Source organism: Pseudomonas sp. TE3-3-F2023 (assembly GCF_036784815.1).
GTDB lineage: Bacteria > Pseudomonadota > Gammaproteobacteria > Pseudomonadales > Pseudomonadaceae > Aquipseudomonas > Aquipseudomonas pudica.
In genome coordinates this window covers 207,124-227,276 of sequence record NZ_CP145113.1, presented here as the reverse complement: position 1 = coordinate 227,276, position 20,153 = coordinate 207,124, and the positions used below count along the sequence as shown (strand labels likewise).

17 protein-coding genes and 2 tRNA genes are annotated in these 20,153 nt (G+C 61.7%); 12 read left to right on the top strand and 7 right to left on the bottom strand.

All coding sequences use genetic code 11. The annotated features are described in order from the left end of the window. Positions 1–176: 176 nt before the first annotated feature. On the top strand, positions 177–644 hold the full coding sequence (locus tag V3314_RS01060) for a DUF2867 domain-containing protein (RefSeq protein WP_046613316.1): 468 nt from the start codon (positions 177–179) through the stop codon (positions 642–644). A gap of 32 nt (positions 645–676) precedes the next feature. Here the strand turns inward: V3314_RS01060 and V3314_RS01055 are convergent, their stop codons facing one another. The 4 genes from V3314_RS01055 to V3314_RS01040 form a co-directional block, all read right to left on the bottom strand. After that, positions 677–2,242 carry an iron ABC transporter permease gene (locus V3314_RS01055; RefSeq protein ID WP_085599714.1) on the bottom strand — a complete coding sequence of 522 codons (1,566 nt, stop codon included), beginning with the start codon at positions 2,240–2,242 and terminating at the stop codon, positions 677–679. Beyond that, a complete protein-coding gene (locus V3314_RS01050) occupies positions 2,242–3,255 on the bottom strand; it encodes an extracellular solute-binding protein (RefSeq protein ID WP_046613312.1) in 1,014 nt (337 codons plus the stop codon). The genes V3314_RS01055 and V3314_RS01050 overlap by 1 nt, the downstream gene beginning before the upstream one ends. Positions 3,256–3,569: 314 nt before the next feature. Then, positions 3,570–3,656, bottom strand: a tRNA-Leu gene (locus tag V3314_RS01045). Between the two features lie 88 nt (positions 3,657–3,744). Beyond that, positions 3,745–3,831 (bottom strand) — tRNA-Leu (locus tag V3314_RS01040). Positions 3,832–4,102: 271 nt separating this feature from the next. On the opposite strand from V3314_RS01040, the gene rnr reads away from it, so the two are divergent. The 8 genes from rnr (at position 4,103) to V3314_RS01000 (ending at position 13,780) form a co-directional block, all read left to right on the top strand. After that, positions 4,103–6,679: a ribonuclease R gene (rnr, locus tag V3314_RS01035; protein ID WP_338459838.1), complete on the top strand. Its 2,577-nt coding sequence runs from the start codon at positions 4,103–4,105 to the stop codon at positions 6,677–6,679. Beyond that, positions 6,676–7,422: a 23S rRNA (guanosine(2251)-2'-O)-methyltransferase RlmB gene (rlmB, locus tag V3314_RS01030; protein WP_046613310.1), complete on the top strand. Its 747-nt coding sequence runs from the start codon at positions 6,676–6,678 to the stop codon at positions 7,420–7,422. The genes rnr and rlmB overlap by 4 nt, the downstream gene beginning before the upstream one ends. 295 nt (positions 7,423–7,717) lie before the next feature. Continuing rightward, positions 7,718–8,143, top strand: coding sequence for a 30S ribosomal protein S6 (gene rpsF / locus V3314_RS01025; protein ID WP_013974420.1), 426 nt, complete (start codon positions 7,718–7,720; stop codon positions 8,141–8,143). 28 nt (positions 8,144–8,171) lie between these two features. After that, positions 8,172–8,402 (top strand): 30S ribosomal protein S18, encoded by a 231-nt coding sequence (rpsR, locus tag V3314_RS01020; protein WP_003249563.1) that lies wholly within the window; start codon positions 8,172–8,174, stop codon positions 8,400–8,402. Between the two features lie 33 nt (positions 8,403–8,435). Beyond that, entirely contained in the window at positions 8,436–9,299 is an 864-nt protein-coding gene (locus V3314_RS01015) for a hypothetical protein (protein ID WP_003259010.1), read from the top strand. 20 nt (positions 9,300–9,319) lie between these two features. Next, complete coding sequence (rplI, locus tag V3314_RS01010; RefSeq protein ID WP_003249568.1) at positions 9,320–9,766, top strand: 50S ribosomal protein L9; 447 nt, start codon at positions 9,320–9,322, stop codon at positions 9,764–9,766. A gap of 113 nt (positions 9,767–9,879) precedes the next feature. After that, positions 9,880–11,277 (top strand): replicative DNA helicase, encoded by a 1,398-nt coding sequence (dnaB, locus tag V3314_RS01005; RefSeq protein ID WP_015271992.1) that lies wholly within the window; start codon positions 9,880–9,882, stop codon positions 11,275–11,277. A gap of 202 nt (positions 11,278–11,479) precedes the next feature. Beyond that, positions 11,480–13,780: a YgiQ family radical SAM protein gene (locus tag V3314_RS01000; RefSeq protein ID WP_046613306.1), complete on the top strand. Its 2,301-nt coding sequence runs from the start codon at positions 11,480–11,482 to the stop codon at positions 13,778–13,780. Between the two features lie 135 nt (positions 13,781–13,915). Here the strand turns inward: V3314_RS01000 and V3314_RS00995 are convergent, their stop codons facing one another. Then, complete coding sequence (locus V3314_RS00995; RefSeq protein ID WP_085599708.1) at positions 13,916–14,503, bottom strand: TIGR00730 family Rossman fold protein; 588 nt, start codon at positions 14,501–14,503, stop codon at positions 13,916–13,918. A 349-nt stretch (positions 14,504–14,852) separates the two neighbouring features. Between V3314_RS00995 and azu the strand changes: the two genes are divergently transcribed. Continuing rightward, a complete protein-coding gene (gene azu / locus V3314_RS00990; RefSeq protein ID WP_108480749.1) occupies positions 14,853–15,302 on the top strand; it encodes an azurin in 450 nt (149 codons plus the stop codon). An 80-nt stretch (positions 15,303–15,382) separates the two neighbouring features. On the opposite strand, the gene nadE is transcribed toward azu, so the two are convergent. Then, positions 15,383–16,210 (bottom strand): ammonia-dependent NAD(+) synthetase, encoded by an 828-nt coding sequence (nadE, locus tag V3314_RS00985; RefSeq protein ID WP_013974414.1) that lies wholly within the window; start codon positions 16,208–16,210, stop codon positions 15,383–15,385. 3 nt (positions 16,211–16,213) lie between these two features. Next, positions 16,214–17,419: a nicotinate phosphoribosyltransferase gene (gene pncB, locus V3314_RS00980; protein ID WP_046613299.1), complete on the bottom strand. Its 1,206-nt coding sequence runs from the start codon at positions 17,417–17,419 to the stop codon at positions 16,214–16,216. A 526-nt stretch (positions 17,420–17,945) separates the two neighbouring features. On the opposite strand from pncB, the gene V3314_RS00975 reads away from it, so the two are divergent. Beyond that, the gene (locus V3314_RS00975) at positions 17,946–19,082 is read left to right on the top strand and encodes a branched-chain amino acid ABC transporter substrate-binding protein (protein ID WP_015271988.1); all 1,137 of its coding nucleotides are present in this window, start codon (positions 17,946–17,948) and stop codon (positions 19,080–19,082) included. A 156-nt stretch (positions 19,083–19,238) separates the two neighbouring features. Continuing rightward, positions 19,239–20,153 (top strand): branched-chain amino acid ABC transporter permease, encoded by a 915-nt coding sequence (locus tag V3314_RS00970; RefSeq protein ID WP_013974411.1) that lies wholly within the window; start codon positions 19,239–19,241, stop codon positions 20,151–20,153.

Genomic DNA, 20,153 nt, shown 5'->3' with positions numbered 1-20,153 from the left:
GGGAGCGGGTTCACCCGTGAAGAAGACGACGCGGCATGGCACCGGCTCCGCCGGTGTTCGCGGGTTAACCCGCTCCCACAGGGCAAGTGCAAGCTTCTGCAATTGTGCAAGGCCATCGAGTTTTGGCGGTGCAGTGTTGCTAAGATGGCAACGACACATGGCAAACGGAGTTGTTCATGTCAGCTCAACTGGTCGCCGCCCCGGCCGCCCTGGATTTTCTCCATTGCGACAGCGTGCATGTCAACGCGCCCATGACCGCTCTCCAGGCCTACTGCACCATGACTTCGGACGTCCCAGGCTGGCTGGCCAAGGCCTTTCGCCTGCGCGATTTCATCTCGCGCCGCTTCAATGTCACTGCTATCCACGGTTTCTCATCGCGCAGCCCCGAACGTTTGCCGGTAGTGGGTGAGCATCTGGACTTTTTCCTGGTCGAGGCAATCAGCGACCATCAATTGGTCCTGACCTCGCGTGACACGCACCTGGCGGTGATGGTGAGCATGGATCTGGATGAGCCGAGGGATGGCCAGCAGCGTTTGAGCGTGACCACCTCGGTACAGTGCTTCAACCGCTTCGGCCGCCTCTACATGCTGCCTGTCGGCAAGGCGCATGGGCCGATTGTGCGGCGCATGCTGCGAAACATCTGATGGCTTCATCGCCGGCAAGCCGGCGAAGAAGGTTATGCCTTGTTCAGATACATCCGCGTAGTCAGCAGGTATACGGGCAGCCCCGACACCACGATCAGCAACGCCGCATAAGGCGCTGCCGCCGCGAACTCGACGTTGGCCGTGTGCGCCCACACCTCGGTGGCCAGGGTGGTCATTCCGGTCGGGCTGAGCAGCAAGGTAGCTGTCAGTTCCTTCATGGCATCCAGGAACACCAGGGCAAATGCTGCAGCCATGGCTGGGAAGATGATCGGCAGGGTCACCCGGCAGAACGCGGCAAAGCTGCCCGCGCCCAAGGTCCGCGCCGCTTCCTCCAGTGTAGGTGAAGCCTTGTTCAGCGCGGTGCGCACCGGCGACTGCGCCAGCGGCAGGAACAGCAGCGCATAGGCCAGCAGCAACAGTGCTGTGGTCTGGTATAGCGCCGGCACGTAATGCAGGGCGAAGAACACCAGGGTCAGGGCAATCACCAGGCCGGGCAGGGCATGCAAAAGGTATGGCAGGCGCTCGGCCCAGATTGCCAGGCGGCCCTTGTAGCGCACCACCAGGAAGCTGATAGGCAGGGCCATCAGCACGCAGAAACCGGCACCACCCAGCGACACCGACAGCGAGGTGAACAACGCCTTGGAAATGGCTGCCACCGGGAATGCCGCCGATGAACCCACGCTCAGCCAGTAGCCGAGCATGGCCAGCGGAATACCGCTGCCCAGCACCGCCAGGCCCACGCAGAACAGTTGCGCCAGCACAGCCCAGCCACGTAGCCGCACTGGTTGCGCCCGACGCGCCACGCCCTGGCCGATGCGCACATGGCGGGCCTTGCCACGTACCCGCAGTTCAAGCCACAGCATCAAAAGGCACATCGCCAACAGTACGGCGGACAGCATGGCCGCGTTGGCATTGCTGAACTCCAGTTCGAACTGCTGGTAGATAGCCGTGGTGAAGGTTTGCAGGCCGAGGATCGACAGGGCGCCGAATTCCACCAGCATGTGCAGGGCGATCAGCAGCGCGCCGCCCAGCATCGATGGCCACAGCAGCGGCAGGGTGACCTTGATGAATACTTCCCAGCGGCTGCAACCCAGCGTACGTGCCGATTCCTCCAGCGAGGTATCGAGGTTGCGCAGGGTTGCGGCCACCGGCAGGAACACCAGCGGGTACTTGGACAGGGCCATGACCATGATCGCTCCGCCCAGCCCTTCGAAGTCAGAACTCAGCGACACCCAGGTGAAGCTGCTGACGAACGACGGCACGGCAAACGGCAGGCATAGCACCACTCCCCATAGCCGACGGCCGGCCAGGTTGCTGCGCTCCAGCAGCCAAGCCAGGGCCAGGCCGACCACCATGCAGGTCAGCGTCACCCCGACCATCAGCATCAGGGTGTTGCGCATCAGTCCCCAGACAAACGGCCGCCACAGCAGGTGCATGGCTTCTCGCCAGCCGGCCTCCCAGGCTTTCATGGCAACGTACAGCAAAGGCAGCAAGCTCATCGCTACCAGGAACAGCACAGGCAGCACCACCCAGACGGAGGGGCGCTTGCGGCGCGGTACGAAGCGTACTGGCACCGGCTCGGACAGGGCGGCAGTCATCAGAGCAGGCCGACCTCGCGCTCAAGCTCGATCGCTTCCTCTGCATTGCCCAGGTCGGCTGGTGAGATCTTCGGCGGGCGCAGGTCTTCGAACGGCTTCAGGCCACGGTCCGAGACCATGCCTTTGTGCAGCGGGTACTCGGCGGTGGTCTGGGTGATCACGCGCTGGCCTTCTTCGCTGGCCATCCAGTTGAGCAGGGCCTGGGCTTCCTTCGGGTGCTTGCTGGCCTTGACCACGGCTGCGCCGGAAATGGTGACCAGGTTGCCGGCATCGCCATCGGCCAGGTAGTAGAGCTTGGTGTCCAGCTTGCCGCGCTCGCGCTCAAGCGCATACCAGTAATAGTTGTTCACCAGTACCGCAGCGACTTCGCCCTTTTCCACGGCTTTGAGGGCGACCATGTTGTTGGTGTAGGTCTTGCCGAATGCCTTCAGGCCGGTCAGCCATTCTTCGGTGGCTTCTCGCCCGTGCATCTTCAGGATAGCCACGGCCTGCTCCTGGAAGGCGCCGCTGGTGGGTACATAGCCGACGCGACCTTCCCACTCGGGGTTGGCGAAGTCCATCACTGTGGTCGGCAGGTCTTTCTCGTCGACCTTCTTCGGGTTGAACACGACGATACGCGTACGGGCGGTAATGCCCATCCAGGTGCCGTTGGTGCCAACGTACTCCTTGGGCATCATGTTCGCGGTGGCGTCGTCGATCTTTGCCAGCAGGCCCAGTTCGCCGAGGTTGTTCAGGGGCGGGGACTCTTCGGTATAGATGATGTCGGCCGGCGAGCGTTCGCCTTCCTCGATGATCTGGCTGGCCAGCTGGTTGCTGCTGCCCTTGCGAATATTTATGTGGATGCCGGTCTTGGCCTCGTAGGCCTTGGCGATGGCCTCGCCGATTTCCTTGTGCTGACCGTTGTACATGGTCAGGGTGACCGGTGCGTCTGCCATGGCGGCCGGAGCGCCGATGGCCAGGCTCAGCACGGCGGCGGCCAAAGTACGCATCAGCGGTTGCGGGCGGATCGTCATGCGGGTACTTCCTCGCTTACGGCTACATATTTGGAAACAATGGTAAACGAAATCGTTTCTCAAGTGGCTGGGTGACGAGAAATTCATGGTCAGACCATGGTGCAAGAGTCTCAAGGTGTGTTGGCTGTGCCGGCCTCTTCGCGGGTAGACCCGCTCCCACAGGTGCATCACAGGTCTTGAGGGGAGTGAAATACCTGTGGGAGCGGCTTTAGCCGCGAAGAGGCCGGCACAGGTCTGTACCTATGACCGAAAGAGGAGGGATACAAAAATCGCAGGCAAGAAAAAACCCACTAGCAAGCTAGTGGGTTTTTGTATGGTGCCCAGGAGAAGACTCGAACTTCCACGACCGTTAAGTCACTGATACCTGAAACCAGCGCGTCTACCAATTCCGCCACCTGGGCAAAGCTTTACATCGTCTGGAGAAGGCGACTATCGTTCGCTTTCACACAGTAGTAACAGATCCTTGGTCATCTGTTACTTGAAAATATTTGGTGCCCAGGAGAAGACTCGAACTTCCACGGCCGTTAAGCCACTGATACCTGAAACCAGCGCGTCTACCAATTCCGCCACCTGGGCACACATTCGAGATTACTTGATGCTTTACAGCGCCGCTCATCTCTACTACAACTTCGGGGTTGTCCGTCGTTGTGGTGCGCACTATACGGACGGTCCGGGGGGCTGTAAACCCCCCGAGCAAAAAAAATTTCAAAAAATTCAACTTGTTGATTCCGCAGGCCTATTCCTTCTCGCCGGAGACGCCGGTAGGGCTGTCCAAGGCTGACATTTCCGGTTTCAATACGCCTATGCCAGAATTCATATCTATATACCCCAAGGTGAACCCCTTCTGATGGCCGATTGGCAATCCCTCGATCCCGAGGCCGCTCGCGAAGCGGAAAAATACGACAACCCCATTCCCAGCCGTGAGCTGATCCTGCAGCGCCTCGCCGACCGTGGCGAACCGGCCGCACGCGAGGAGCTGGCGGCCGAGTTCGGTCTTTACGACGAAGACCAGATCGAAGCACTGCGCCGCCGCCTGCGCGCCATGGAGCGCGATGGCCAGCTTATCTATACCCGGCGCGGCACCTATGCCCCGGTAGACAAGCTGGACCTGATCTGCGGCCGCGTTTCCGGTCACCGCGATGGCTTCGGCTTCCTTATTCCGGACGATGGCAGCGAAGACCTGTTCCTCAGCCCGTCGCAGATGCGCCTGGTGTTCGACGGCGACCGCGGCCTGGCCCGGGTCTCTGGCGTCGACCGCCGTGGTCGCCGCGAAGGCGTGCTGGTCGAAATCATCTCCCGTGCCCACGAAAGTGTGGTCGGCCGTTACTTCGAAGAAGGCGGCATCGGCTACGTGACCCCGGACAACCCGAAGATCCAGCAGGAAGTGCTGGTCACCGCCGGGCGCAACGGCGGTGCCAAGATCGGCCAGTTCGTCGAGATCAAGATCACCCACTGGCCCACCCCGCGCTTCCAGCCGCAAGGCGATGTGGTAGAGGTCATCGGCAACTATATGGCGCCGGGCATGGAAATCGACGTTGCCCTGCGCAGCTACGATATCCCGCACGTCTGGCCCAAAGACGTGATCAAGGAAGCGCGCAAGTTCCGCTCTGAAGTCGAAGAGAAGGACAAGGAGAAGCGCGTCGACTTGCGCCACCTGCCGTTCGTCACCATTGACGGCGAGGACGCCCGCGACTTCGACGATGCTGTCTATTGCGAGCCGTTGGGCAAGCTGCGCCTGTTCTCCGGTGGCTGGCGCCTGTATGTGGCCATTGCCGACGTGTCCAGCTACGTGCGCCTGGGTTCGGCCCTGGACGTCGAGGCCCAGCAGCGCGGCAACTCGGTGTACTTCCCCGAGCGTGTGGTGCCTATGCTCCCCGAAGAGCTGTCCAACGGCCTGTGCTCGCTGAACCCGCATGTCGATCGCCTGGCCATGGTCTGCGAAATGACCATGAACAAAGCCGGCCAGATGGTCGACTACCAGTTCTACGAAGGCGTCATCCACTCCCACGCCCGCCTGACCTATAACAAGGTCAGCAGCATGCTCGAGCATTCCCGTACCCGTGAGGGCAAGGCGCTGCGCGAGGAGTACAAGGCAGTCGTCCCGGACCTGAAGAACCTGTACAACCTGTACAAGGTGCTGCTGGAGGCCCGTCACACACGCGGCGCGATCGACTTCGAGACCCAGGAAACCCGCATCATCTTCGGTGACGAGCGCAAGATCGCGGAAATTCGCCCGACCGTGCGCAACGACGCCCACAAGCTGATCGAGGAATGCATGCTGGCGGCCAACGTGGCCACCGCCGAATTCCTGCAGAAGCATGGTGTGCCGGCCCTGTACCGCGTGCACGACGGCCCGCCGCCGGAGCGCCTGGAAAAGCTGCGCGCGTTCCTGGGCGAACTGGGCCTGAGCCTGCACAAGGGCAAGGACCCGTCGCCGAAAGACTACCAGGCACTGCTTGCGAGCATCGCCGGGCGCCCGGACTTCCACCTGATCCAGACCGTTATGCTGCGTTCGCTGAGCCAGGCGGTGTACAGCACCGAGAACAACGGCCACTTCGGCCTGAACTACGAGGCTTATACCCACTTCACCTCGCCGATCCGTCGTTACCCGGACCTGCTGGTGCACCGCGCCATCCGCAGCATCATCCGCTCCAAGGTAGATACCCCGCACGTCAAGCGTGCTGGCGCCATGAGCATCCCCAAGGCGCGTATCTACCCGTACGACGAAAACACCCTCGAGCAGCTCGGCGAGCAGTGCTCGATGACCGAGCGTCGGGCCGATGAAGCCACCCGTGACGTGGTCAACTGGCTCAAGTGCGAATTCATGAAGGATCGCGTGGGCGAGACCTTCCCGGGTGTGATCACCGCTGTGACCGGCTTCGGCCTGTTCGTCGAGCTGACCGACATCTACGTAGAAGGTCTGGTGCACGTCAGTGCGCTGCCGGGCGACTACTACCACTTCGATCCGGTGCACCACCGCCTGTCTGGCGAGCGTACCGGTCGCAGCTTCCGCCTGGGCGACACGATCGAGGTCAAGGTCATGCGCGTCGATCTGGACGAGCGCAAGATCGACTTCGAGGTGTCGGAAAAGACCCTCGCCGCCCCGATCGGCCGCAAGCAGCGTGGCGCCGCACCGGCTGCCAGCCACGCCGAGCAAGCCCCGGTCGAGGCCAAGGCCACGCCGAAGCCGCGCAGCCGCAAGAGCGAGACCGCCGAGGCGTACTTCCCGAAAGACGCCGTGCAGCGTAACGCCGAAGTGCGCAAGAGCCGCGAAATGAAGAAGGCGCTGATGAGCGAGGCGCGCAGTGGCGGCCATGCCAGCAGCAAGTCGGACAAGGGTGGCAAGGCTTCCGGCAAGCCGACCAAGCACCGTAAAGGCCCGTCGAAGTCCGGCGCGCTACGCAAGAGCAAGAGCAAGTCATGAGTCAGCTGGAAAAGATCTACGGCGTGCACGCCGTGCAGGCATTGCTGCAGCACCATCCGAAGCGGGTCAAGCAGATCTGGCTGTCGGAAGGGCGCAGCGAGCCTCGCTTGCAGGCGCTGCTGGCGCTGGCCGCGGAACATCGCGTGGCGGTCGGCCAGGCCGAACGCCGTGAGATGGACGCCTGGGTAGAGGGCGTGCATCAGGGTGTGGTCGCCGAGGTGAGCCCGAGCCAGGTCTGGGGCGAGTTGATGCTCGAGGAGTTGCTCGAGCGCACCGAAACACCACCGCTGATCCTGGTGCTGGACGGTGTCACCGACCCGCACAACCTTGGCGCCTGCCTGCGTACCGCCGATGCCGCCGGTGCCACGGCAGTGGTGGTGCCAAAGGACAAGTCCGCAACCCTGACGCCGGTCGTGCGCAAGGTGGCCTGTGGCGCTGCGGAGGTGATCCCGCTGGTGGCTGTGACCAACCTGGCGCGCACCCTGGAAAAACTGCAGCAGCGTGGCCTGTGGGTGGTAGGTACCGCCGGCGAGGCCGAGCAGGAAATCTACCAGCAGGACCTGACCGGGCCGCTGGTGATGATCATGGGCGCGGAAGGCAAGGGCATGCGCCGGCTGACACGCGAACATTGCGATTTCCTGGTGAAGTTGCCGATGGGCGGTAGTGTCAGCAGCCTGAACGTGTCGGTGGCGACGGGCGTGTGCCTGTTCGAGGCTGTGCGTCAGCGTCAGGCCAAGCGCTGATCTTCGGCCTGTACCGGCCCTATCGCCGGCAAGCCAGCTCCCACAGGTGCGCCACAGGGTTCAGCACCTGTGGGCGCTGGCTTGCCGGCGATAGGGCCAGTGCAGGAATAAAGTGCTTCCGGCTGTTCAAATATTCACCAATCACCTTGCTTGTACGCCTCGCCTTCTCTACAATTGCGCCCCTTGCCGAGCTGGCAGGCGCTCATGTGCCTCCCCTCCGTGCAAGACATACAGTGTCATTCACTCCTTGTCTGACCAGATTCGCTGGCAGACTACTAACCCGTAAGGAGCATTCATGCGTCATTACGAAATCATCTTCCTGGTTCACCCGGACCAGAGCGAGCAAGTCGGCGGCATGGTTGAGCGTTACACCAAGCTGATCGAAGAAGATGGTGGCAAGATCCACCGCCTGGAAGACTGGGGCCGTCGTCAACTGGCCTACGCAATCAACAATGTTCACAAGGCTCACTACGTGATGCTGAACGTTGAGTGCACCGGCAAGGCCCTGGCCGAGCTGGAAGACAACTTCCGCTACAACGATGCCGTTATCCGTAACCTGGTCATCCGTCGCGACGAAGCCGTTACCGGCCAGTCCGAGATGCTGAAGGCTGAAGAAAACCGCAGCGAGCGCCGTGAGCGTCGTGAGCGTCCTGAGCATGCTGAATCCGCCGACGGCGACGACAGCAATGACAGCGACTCCAGCGATAACGCTGACGAGTAATCCACGGACCTTTAGAGGAGCCTATTAAATGGCACGTTTCTTCCGTCGTCGTAAATTCTGCCGCTTCACTGCTGAAGACGTGAAAGAGATCGACTTCAAAGATCTCAACACCCTGAAAGCTTACGTATCCGAAACCGGCAAGATCGTTCCAAGCCGTATCACCGGTACCAAAGCTCGTTATCAGCGTCAGCTGGCTACCGCTATCAAGCGCGCCCGCTTCCTGGCCCTGCTGCCCTACACCGACAGCCACGGCCGCTGAGACCGGGTCGTCGACAAGCAGTAAGGGATTAGCATGCGAGCGTTAGCAAGTTTCATCATGCGCGGTCGTGTGCAGGCCACCCTGGTGGTGGTCATCAGCGCGGTACTGCCGCTGCTGTTCTGGTTGAGTGCCGCTGCCGGCAGCCTTGTGCTGCTGCGGCGTGGGTTCAAGGATGCTACAACGGTCATCGCCGGCGGCCTGCTGGCCGGGCTGGCCGTGTGGGTCATGGGCGATCCCATCACCTTTCTGGTGATCGCTGGTGCCCTGGGCTTGGCTGCGCTGTTGCGCGCCGAGCATCCCTGGAGCCGGGTGTTGCTGGTCAGTGCCGTGTTCGCCGTGGCTTTCAGCCTCGTGCTCGATCTGGCGTTGGCGCAAACCTTCGATGTGCTGGCCAAGGCGTTTGCCGAAGCCATGCCGAAAATCGAGGGGCAGCCGGTGCTCTCCGGTGAGCTGATCCGCCCTGTGCTGGTCGCTTCCACAGCAGTGACGGTGCAATTGTTCAGTGTGCTGGCCCTGGTGCTGGCGCGCTACTGGCAGGCAGCGTTGTACAACCCTGGAGGCTTCGGTCGCGAGTTTCGCGCCCTGAAGTTGCCGAAACAGACCATGGCGGTCTTGGTGGCAGTGATGGTGGTGGCCCCGTTCATCGGGCCGCAGTTCATCGTCCTGGCATCGGCCTCGAGCCTGGTACTGGTGCTGGCCGGCATCGCCTTGATGCACGGGCTGGTGGCACAGGGGCGACTGGCCGGTTTCTGGCTGGTGGGCATGTACGTGACGTTGCCGCTGATCATGCAGCTGATTTATCCGTTGCTGGTGGTTTTGGCCATTGTCGACAGCCTGATTGATTTTCGCGGTCGCAAGTCCCCCAAGGGGAATGACTCCGCGAACGGTGAAGGTTAAAAGTTAAGAGGTTTTACCAAATGGAACTGATCCTGCTGGAAAAAGTCGCTAACCTGGGCAACCTGGGCGACAAAGTAAAGGTTAAGGCTGGTTACGGCCGTAACTTCCTGCTGCCATTCGGCAAGGCCACCGTTGCCAACGCCGCCAACCTGGCTGCGTTCGAAGAGCGTCGCGCCGAGCTGGAAAAAGCAGCTGCTGACAAGAAAGCTTCGGCTGAAAGCCGCGCTGCCCAACTGGCCGAGCTGGAAGTGACCATCACTGCCACCGCTGGCGACGAAGGCAAGCTGTTCGGTTCGATCGGCACCCACGACATCGCTGACGCCCTGACCGCCTCCGGCGTTGAAGTGGCCAAGGCTGAAGTTCGTCTGCCGAACGGCACCATCCGTCAGGTTGGCGAATACGACGTAGCCGTGCACCTGCACAGCGACGTTGAAGCCACCGTACGCGTGGTCGTCGTAGCTGCCTAAGCTGCGCTGACTGGCTGGCTCCTTGTGGGTCAGGCGGTTAACATCGGGCACGGTCCTGTTTTCGACAGGCCGTGCCCTTTGTCTTTTTCATCCTCCAGAATTCTTTCGTGGCCATGAACGAGATCACCACCTCCGAACAGCTTGACCTGCAAACTGCAGCCCTGAAGGTGCCGCCGCATTCCATCGAGGCCGAACAGGCCGTGCTCGGTGGCCTGATGCTGGACAACAACGCCTGGGAGCGGGTACTGGACCAGGTGTCGGATGGCGACTTCTACCGGCATGACCACCGCCTGATTTTCCGTGCCGTGCACAAGTTGGCCGACGCCAACCAGCCATTCGACGTGGTGACCCTTCACGAGCAGTTGGACAAGGAAGGCCTTTCTTCGCAAGTCGGTGGCTTGGCGTACTTGGCAGAGTTGGCCAAGAACACCCCGTCGGTAGCCAACATCAAGGCCTACGCCGCGATCATTCGCGAGCGCGCCACCCTGCGTCAGCTGATCAGCATCAGTACCGATATCGCCGACAACGCGTTCAACCCCCAAGGGCGCAACGCCGAAGAGATTCTCGACGACGCCGAGCGGCAGATCTTCCAGATCGCCGAGGCGCGGCCGAAGACCGGCGGCCCGGTGGGGGTCAACGAACTGTTGACCATGGCCATCGACCGCATCGACACGCTGTTCAACTCCGACAGCGACATCACCGGCGTATCCACAGGCTTTACCGACCTCGACGAGAAGACCAGCGGCCTGCAGCCGGCAGACCTGATCATCGTTGCCGGCCGACCGTCGATGGGCAAGACCACCTTCGCCATGAACCTGGTGGAAAACGCCGTACTGCGTACCGACAAGGCGGTGCTGGTGTTCTCCCTCGAGATGCCAGGTGAATCGCTGATCATGCGTATGCTCTCGTCCCTGGGCCGTATCGACCAGACCAAGGTGCGTTCCGGCCAGCTGGACGACGACGACTGGCCGCGCCTGACCTCGGCGGTGAACCTGCTCAACGACCGCAAGCTGTTCATCGACGATACCGCCGGCATCAGCCCCTCGGAAATGCGTGCGCGTACCCGCCGCCTGGCCCGTGAGCACGGCGAAATCGCCATGATCATGGTCGACTACCTGCAGCTGATGCAGATTCCGGGTTCGGCCGGTGACAACCGGACCAACGAGATTTCCGAGATCTCCCGCTCGCTCAAGGCCCTGGCCAAGGAGTTCAACTGCCCGGTCATCGCCCTGTCGCAGCTGAACCGCTCCCTGGAACAGCGCCCGAACAAACGCCCTGTGAACTCCGACTTGCGTGAATCTGGTGCGATCGAGCAGGACGCCGACGTGATCATGTTCGTGTACCGAGACGAGGTGTACCACCCCGAGACCGAGCACAAGGGCGTGGCGGAAATCATCATCGGTAAACAGCGTAACGGCCCCATCGGCTTCGTGCGCCTGGCGTTCATCGGCAAGTACACCCGCTTCGAGAACCTTGCGCCGGGCATGTACAACTTCGACGACGACGAATAAGCCACCGGCCTCATCGCCGGCAAGCCAGTTCCCACAGGAGACCACTGCCTTGAGGCCGGTGGAGCTCCTGGAGGCGTTTGCTTGCCGGCGATGAGACCGGTACGGGCAACCCATGAATCCGACAACCATCGTCGGATTTGGTCAAAATTTGTGCTATATTCCGCGCCCGCGATTTCCCTGCACACCAGAACCGGTCACTGACATGCAAGCAGCCAAACCACTCTACGACTATCCCAAGTACTGGGCCGAATGCTTCGGGCCAGCACCTTTCCTGCCGATGAGCAGGGAGGAGATGGATCTGCTCGGCTGGGATTCCTGCGACATCATCATCGTGACCGGTGATGCCTACGTCGACCACCCGTCGTTCGGCATGGCCATCATCGGCCGCCTGCTGGAGGCCCAGGGCTTCCGCGTGGGCATCATTGCCCAGCCGAACTGGCAGTCGAAAGACGACTTCATGAAACTCGGCGAGCCGAACCTGTTCTTCGGCGTGGCTGCGGGCAACATGGACTCGATGATCAACCGCTATACCGCGGACAAGAAAATCCGTTCCGACGACGCCTACACCCCTGGTGGCCTTGCCGGCAGGCGCCCGGACCGCGCCAGCCTGGTGTACAGCCAGCGTTGCAAGGAAGCCTACAAGCACGTGCCGATCGTGCTCGGCGGCATCGAGGCTTCGCTGCGCCGCATCGCCCATTACGACTACTGGCAGGACAAGGTCCGCCACTCGATCCTGATCGACGCCAGCGCCGACATCCTGCTATTCGGCAACGCCGAACGCGCGGTGGTCGAGGTGGCCCAGCGCCTGTCCAACGGCGAGAAGATCGAGACCATCACCGATGTGCGCGGCACTGCTTTCGTGCGTCGCGACACGCCTCAGGGCTGGTACGAGATCGATTCGACCCGCATCGACCGCCCGGGCCGCGTCGACAAGATCATCAACCCGTACGTGAACACTCAGGACACCCAGGCCTGTGCCATCGAGCAGGCCAAGGGCGACCAAGAGGACCCGAACGAAGCCAAGGTCGTGCAGATCCTCGACAGCCCGAGCATGACCCGGGAAAAGTCGGTGATCCGCCTGCCGTCGTTCGAGAAGGTGCGTAACGACCCGGTACTCTATGCCCATGCCAACCGGGTGTTGCATCTGGAGACCAACCCGGGCAACGCCCGCGCCCTGGTGCAGAAGCATGGCGAAGTGGATGTGTGGTTCAACCCGCCACCCATCCCCATGAGCACCGAGGAAATGGACTACGTGTTCGGCATGCCCTATGCCCGTGTGCCGCACCCGGCCTACGGCAAGGAACGCATCCCGGCCTACGAGATGATCCGCTTCTCGGTGAACATCATGCGTGGCTGCTTCGGTGGCTGCACCTTCTGCTCGATCACCGAGCACGAAGGCCGCATCATCCAGAACCGCTCGCACGAGTCGATCCTGCATGAAATCGAAGAGATGCGTGACAAGGTGCCGGGCTTCACCGGCGTGGTTTCCGACCTTGGCGGCCCGACTGCCAACATGTACCGCATCGCCTGCAAGAGCCATGACATCGAGAAGCACTGCCGCAAACCGTCTTGCGTGTTCCCGGGCATCTGCGAAAACCTCAACACCGACCACAGCTCGCTGATCGAACTGTACCGCAAGGCTCGCGCCCTGCCGGGTGTGAAGAAGATCCTGATTGCCTCGGGCCTGCGTTACGACCTGGCGGTGGAGTCGCCGGAGTACGTCAAGGAGCTGGTCACCCACCACGTCGGCGGTTACCTGAAGATTGCCCCGGAGCATACCGAGCGTGGCCCGCTGGACAAGATGATGAAGCCGGGTATCGGCACCTATGACCGCTTCAAGCGCATGTTCGAGAAGTTCTCGAAAGAGGCGGGCAAGGAACAGTACCTGATCCCGTACTTCATTGCCGCGCACCCGGGCACCACCGATGAAGACATGATGAACCTGGCCCTGTGGCTGAAGGGCAACGGCTTCCGTGCCGACCAGGTGCAGGCGTTCTACCCGTCGCCGATGGCCTCGGCCACGGCCATGTACCACTCGGGCAAGAACCCGCTGCGCAAGGTGACCTACAAGAGCGAAGGCGTGGAGATCGTCAAGAGCGAGGAGCAGCGCCGTCTGCACAAGGCGTTCTTGCGTTACCACGACCCGAAGGGCTGGCCGATGCTGCGTGAGGCACTGCAGCGCATGGGCCGCGCCGACCTGATCGGGCCGGGCAAGCACCAGCTGATCCCGCTGCACCAGCCGCAGACCGATACCTACCAGAGTGCACGCCGCAAGAACTCGACCCCGGCAGGTAGCCACAAGGTGGGCAAGGAGCAGAAGGTCCTTACCCAGCACACCGGCCTGCCGCCGCGTGGCAGTGATGGCAGCAAGCCTTGGGACAAGCGTGAAAAAGCCAAGGCTGAAGCGTTCGCGCGTAACCAGCAGGCGGCCAAGGAGCGCAAGGAAGCGGCCAAGGGTGGCAAAGGCAACAAGAAGCCGCGTCAGCCAGTGATCCCGCGCTGATTTCGGGGGCCGCTTTGCGGCCCAATCGCCGGCAAGCCAGCTCCCACAGGAATTGTACAAACCCCGAGGCTTGCACTGTACTTGTGGGAGCTGGCTTGCCGGCGATTGGGCTGCAAAGCAGCCCCTGTTGCAGGTTTAGTCAGGCTTCCTGTCGACCCACTTCGGCGCCACCGGCGCGACAAATTTGTCCATGCCGTCCAGCAGCTCATCCGGCTGCTGCCCGAGCAGCAACATCGCCCGATGCTGCGGCCGCACGAAACCTTCTTCGACGATATGGTCGAGGAACCCGCCCAGCTTCTCGTAGAAGCCGTTAACATCCAGCAACCCCAGCGGCTTGGCGTGATAGCCCAATTGCCCCCAGGTCCATACCTCGAACAACTCCTCCAGCGTACCCAGCCCTCCGGGCAGGGCGATGAATGCATCGCTCAGCTCGGCCATGCGTGCCTTGCGCGCGTGCATGCCGTCGACCACTTCCAGGCGGCTGAGGCCCTTGTGGCCGATTTCGGCATTCATCAGGCTCTCTGGGATGATCCCGATCACTTCGCCACCGGCCGCCATGGCCGCGTCGGCGACGGTGCCCATCAGGCCGACTGCACCGCCGCCATAGACCAGTGTCAGGCCGCGACGGGCAATCGCTTGGCCCAGTGATATGGCCGCTTCACGGTAGGCGGGGTTGGCACCAATGCTGGCGCCGCAGAACACACAAACGGAACGTACGGGCATTGCTCATCTCCAGTCACTCAGGCTGACAGGGTAAGGCCCATGTCCTACAGTTCCAAGGCCGGTTTCACTCCGGCCGGGAGAATTCGCAGATGGCGCCGGTGGCTCCATGGGCGTAGGCCGCCAGCAGGCTGTTCATCAGGCTTCCAAGGGTCATTTCGTATTGCTCCTAAATGAGAGGTTGTCCCATCGTCCAATAAAAGGGCATGATGTGCCCTTGAATTGGTTGTATACAATCCATTGAACAATTCTACTGGCTGGCCTCTTGACAGCCCCTTGACCCATATCAGCAAGGGGCTGAACGGTTTCAGGCAGTCTCGCAATTGATAAAACCCTGCCAAGGAGATTCATGATGTTTGCGAAAGCTGTAGCGGTATCCCTGCTGACCCTCGCCAGCGCCTCTGTCTTCGCAGCCGAGTGCTCGGTGACTGTCGACTCCACCGACCAGATGTCCTACAACACCAAGGAAATCACCGTCGACAAGAGCTGCAAAGAATTCACCGTCAAACTGACCCACTCCGGCAACCTGCCGAAGAACGTCATGGGCCACAACCTGGTGATCAGCAAGACTGCCGATATGCAGGGCATTGCTACCGAAGGCATGAGCCAGGGTCTGGAAAAGGACTACATCAAGGCTGACAACGCCGCGATCATCGCCCACACCAAGATGATTGGCGCTCCTGAGAAGGAGACCGAGGTGAAGTTCGACGCTTCCAAGCTGGAAGCCGGTGGCGACTACAGCTTCTTCTGCACCTTCCCGGGCCACATCTCGATGATGAAGGGCAAGGTCGTCGTCAAGTAATCAAAGGCTGACGGTGAATCCTGTGGGAGTGGGTTCGGCGCCCCGATGACCCCGCTCCCACAGGTCTTTCTACAGCCTGATCAAGGGGCGAACGGCAGCTCGCGCTTGTGCTGGGTCTTGCGGTAGGTAGCGACGATGATATCGAACGCTTCCTGATCAACCGGCTGCCCATGCAGGAAGGCATCGATCTGCTGGTAGGTCACGCCATGGGAGGCTTCGTCCGGCTTGCCCGGCGCCAGGTCTTCCAGGTCTGCAGTCGGCACCTTTTCCACCAGTGACTCCGGCGCACCGAAGCTGCGCGCAATCGCCCGCACCTGGTTCTTCACCAGCCCGCTCAGCGGTGCCAGGTCGCAGGCACCATCACCGAACTTGGTAAAGAAGCCCATCACCGCCTCGGCGGCGTGGTCGGTACCGATCACCAGGCCCGCGCGGGCACCAGCGATGGTGTATTGGGCGACCATGCGGGTACGTGCCTTGACGTTGCCGACCACGAAGTCCACCAGCGTCGGCGAGCCGTTCTTCAACTCCACCACTTCAGCCGCCAGCGCCCGTACTGCCGGGGCGATATCCACAGTGTGCACTTCGTCGGCCTTGATCACTTCCAGGCACGCCTGGGCGTCATGCTCGTCATGCTGGACCTGGTAAGGCAGGCGTACAGCGATGAAGGTGTAGGCCTTGTCGCCGGTTTCGGCGCGCAGCTCGTTGATGGCACGTTGGGCGAGCAGTGCGGCGGTCAGCGAGTCGACGCCGCCGCTGATGCCCAGCACCAGGGTCTTGAGCCGGGCGTTGGCCAGGCAATCCTTTATGAACGCCACGCGCCGGGCTACTTCGGCCTCGAGCGCGGCGGCGTCGGCGAACGGCGGCTGTACCTTCAGCGCCTGGGCAATCTCTTGCTGAACCGCTTGCATGGGTTACTCCTTGCTGGGGACTTTGAATACATGGCGCATGTAGGCGACGAAGTTCTCGTCGCGGCATTGGGTCTTGGCGGCTTCGTCCGAGATCTTCGCTACCGGCGCGCCGTTGCAGTCGGTCATTTTAAGCACGATGCTCATCGGGGCCACACCTGGGATATCACAGGTCAGGTTGGTGCCGATGCCGAAGCTGACGTTGATGCGACCGCGCAGGGCTCGGAAGATTTCCAGCGAGCGGGTCAGGTTGAGACCGTCGGAAAAAACCAGGGTCTTGGTCATCGGGTCGATACCCAGTTTCTGGTAATGGGCAATGGCCTTTTCCGCCCAGGCCACCGGTTCGCCCGAGTCGTGGCGCAGGCCGTCGAACAGCTTGGCGAAGTACAGATCGAAATCGCCGAGGAAGGCATCCATGGTGATGCAATCGGTCAGGGCGATGCCAAGCAGGCCGCGATACTCGCGCACCCAGCAGTCCAGCGCGGCGATCTGGCTATCGATCAGTCGCGGGCCGAGTTGCTGGTGGGCCATGATCCATTCATGGGCCATGGTGCCCAGAGGCTTGATATCCAGTTTCCATGCCAGGTCGACGTTGCTGGTGCCGACGAAGCGCCCCGGGAAATCGTCGCGCAGCACGCGCACCACTTCTTCCTGCACGCGGCTGGAAAAGCGTCGGCGGGTGCCGAAGTCGGCCACCTGCAGTTCGGCCAGTTCATCGTCGCTGGCATGCGCGCGCAGCCAGTCGAACTTGCGGTACAGCTGGTCGCGGGCCTCGGCCAGGCGCATGCGCGGGTGCAGGTGGCGGTTGCGCACTTCACTGATGATCGCCAGCAGCGGCACTTCGAACAGGATCACATGCAGCCACGGGCCTTTCAGGCGCAGGAACAGCTGGCCGTTTTCTATCCCCAGGCGTACGTAGCGCAGGTTGAAGCGGAACAGGCGCAGAAAGCGCAGGAAGTCAGGCTTGAGGAAGCTGATGCGTTCCAGGAAGGCCAACTGGCCGTCATCCAGGGTGAGGTCGCTGAGCAGTTCGAGCTGGTTGCGGATCTCGCCGAGGTAGGGGCGCAGATCCTCGCCGTTGCGGCAGCGGAATTCCCATTCGACGTCGGCGTCCGGGTAGTTGTGCAGTACGCCCTGCATCATGGTGAGTTTGTAGAAGTCGGTGTCGAGCAGGTTGTGCACGATGCGCTCGGCGAATGCGCTCTCGCTCATCAATGGGGCTCCGGAAGCGGCGAATGGCGGACATTGTGCCAGCCTTTTCGGCCTTGTTGTGCCTGTTGCGGCCCTATCGCCGGCAAGCCAGCTCCCACAAGTAACCCACAGGGCCGGAATTCGCAGTGTTCCTGTGGAGCCGGCTTTGCCGGCGATAGGGCCGGAACTGCCAAAACAGAGGTGTTTTTTCGTGCACCAGCTAGCCTTGAAACGGTGCCGCCTGTAGCAGTCGCGCACCAGCTGTGTGCAGTTCGGTGACGTCCGCTGTTACAGCGCGGTTGCACGTTAACACTTGCCAGGGTTGCAATGATGGCACTCGATGGTTGCTCCTTGTCTGTACGTGTGGTGGCGCCCGCCGCGTGGCAGACGGTTGCACGCTCAATAAAGAAAAGGCCGTCGGTCGCCTGCCAGCAACCTGCACAGTGTGTTTTCCCGTAAGACAAAACCTATGGCACGGCCCTTGCTCGGAGCACTGGGCTGAGAAGTTGTAGTGCCAACCAAAAAAAAACTCTAGGAGCACCACCTCATGTCGCAGACGTTTTACAAGAAAGGTTTCCTGGCTCTGGCCGTAGCTACGGCACTGGGTGTTTCTTCGTATGTTCAGGCCGACGTCAAGATCGGTGTAGCGGGCCCGATGACCGGGGCTAACGCAGCGTTTGGCGAGCAGTACATGAAAGGTGCGCAGGCAGCGGCCGACAAGATCAACGCCGCCGGTGGCGTGAACGGCGAGAAAATCGTCCTGGTCAAGGGCGATGACGCCTGCGAGCCGAAGCAGGCCGTGGCCGTGGCCAACCGCCTGGTCGACCAGGACAAGGTGATCGGCGTGGTCGGCCACTTCTGTTCCTCCAACACCATCCCGGCCTCCGAGGTATATGACGAGGCTGGCGTCATCGCCATCACCCCAGGTTCCACCAACCCACAGGTCACCGAGCGCGGCCTGGGCGCCATGTTCCGCATGTGCGGCCGTGACGACCAACAGGGCATCGTCGCCGGCGACTACATCGTCGACGTGCTCAAGGGCAAGAAAGTCGCGGTACTGCACGACAAGGACACCTACGGCCAGGGCCTGGCCGACGCGACCAAGGCACAGCTGGAGAAACGCGGCGTCAAGCCGGTGCTGTACGAAGGCCTGACCCGCGGCGAGAAGGACTTCAGCGCCGTGGTCACCAAGATCCGCTCCACCGGTGCCGACGTGGTCTACTTCGGTGGCCTGCACCCGGAAGCCGGCCCGCTGGTGCGCCAGCTGCGCGAACAGGGCCTGAAGGACGTCAAGTTCATGTCCGATGACGGCATCGTCACCGATGAACTGGTGTCCACCGCCGGCGGCGCACAGTACGTCGATGGCGTGTACATGACCTTCGGTGCCGACCCGCGCCTGCTGCCGGACAGCAAGGCGGTGGTGGAGGAGTTCCGCAAGGCCGGTACCGAACCTGAAGGCTACACCCTGTACGCCTATGCCTCGCTGCAGGCCCTGGCTGCAGCGTTCAACGGCGCCAAGTCGAACAAGGGCGAGGACGCTGCCAAGTGGCTCAAGGCCAACCCGGTGCAGACCGTCATGGGCGAGAAAAAGTGGGACTCGAAGGGTGACCTGACCGTGTCCGACTACGTGGTCTACCAGTGGGATGCCCAAGGCAAGTACCACCAGCTGGAAAAACAAAAATAACAACGGCCCACGGCCCGGGCGCGTCAGCCCCCGGGCCAAAGCCCAGCGGTACCTGTCTTTATCCGTAGATCTGCACAGTACTGCGCTGCGAGGGCCGCCTGTCCCAGGCCCGCCGTGGTCGGCGCTCGTGCAATCTCAATCAGGTGAGATTGCGTTATGGATGGTATTTTCCTGCAGCAACTGGTCAACGGTCTGACCCTCGGGTCGGTCTATGGCCTGATCGCCATCGGCTACACAATGGTCTATGGCATTATCGGCATGATCAACTTCGCGCACGGCGAGGTGTATATGATTTCCGCGTACCTCGCGGCGATCAGCCTGGCATTGCTGGCTTACTTCGGTATCGAGTCGTTTCCCCTGTTGATGCTGGGCACCCTGTTGTTCACCATCGTCGTCACCGGTGTGTACGGCTTCACCATCGAACGCATCGCCTACAAACCCCTGCGCAACTCCACCCGTCTGGCACCGCTGATCAGTGCCATCGGCATCTCGCTGATCCTGCAGAACTACGCGCAGATCAGCCAGGGCGCCCGCCAGCAAGGCGTGCCAACCCTGCTGGAAGGCGCCTGGCGTGTCGAAGTGGGTACCGGCTTCGTGCAACTTACCTACACCAAGATTTTCATTCTGGTGGCAGCCTTCGTTGGCATGGGCCTGCTCACCTACGTGATCAAGTACACCAAGCTCGGCCGCATGTGCCGTGCCACCCAGCAAGACCGCAAGATGGCCTCGATCCTGGGCATCAACACCGACCGGGTGATCTCCTACGTATTCGTCATCGGTGCGGTGATGGCCGCCCTGGCCGGCGTGCTGATCACCATGAACTACGGCACCTTCGACTTCTACGCCGGCTTCATCATCGGCATCAAGGCGTTCACCGCCGCGGTGCTCGGTGGTATCGGCTCGCTGCCTGGCGCCATGCTCGGCGGGATCATCCTGGGCATTTCCGAGTCGCTGTTCTCTGGCCTGATCAACTCCGACTACAAGGACGTGTTCAGCTTCTCGCTGCTGGTGATGATCCTTATCTTCCGCCCGCAAGGCCTGCTGGGCCGCCCGCTCGTGGCTAAGGTGTGA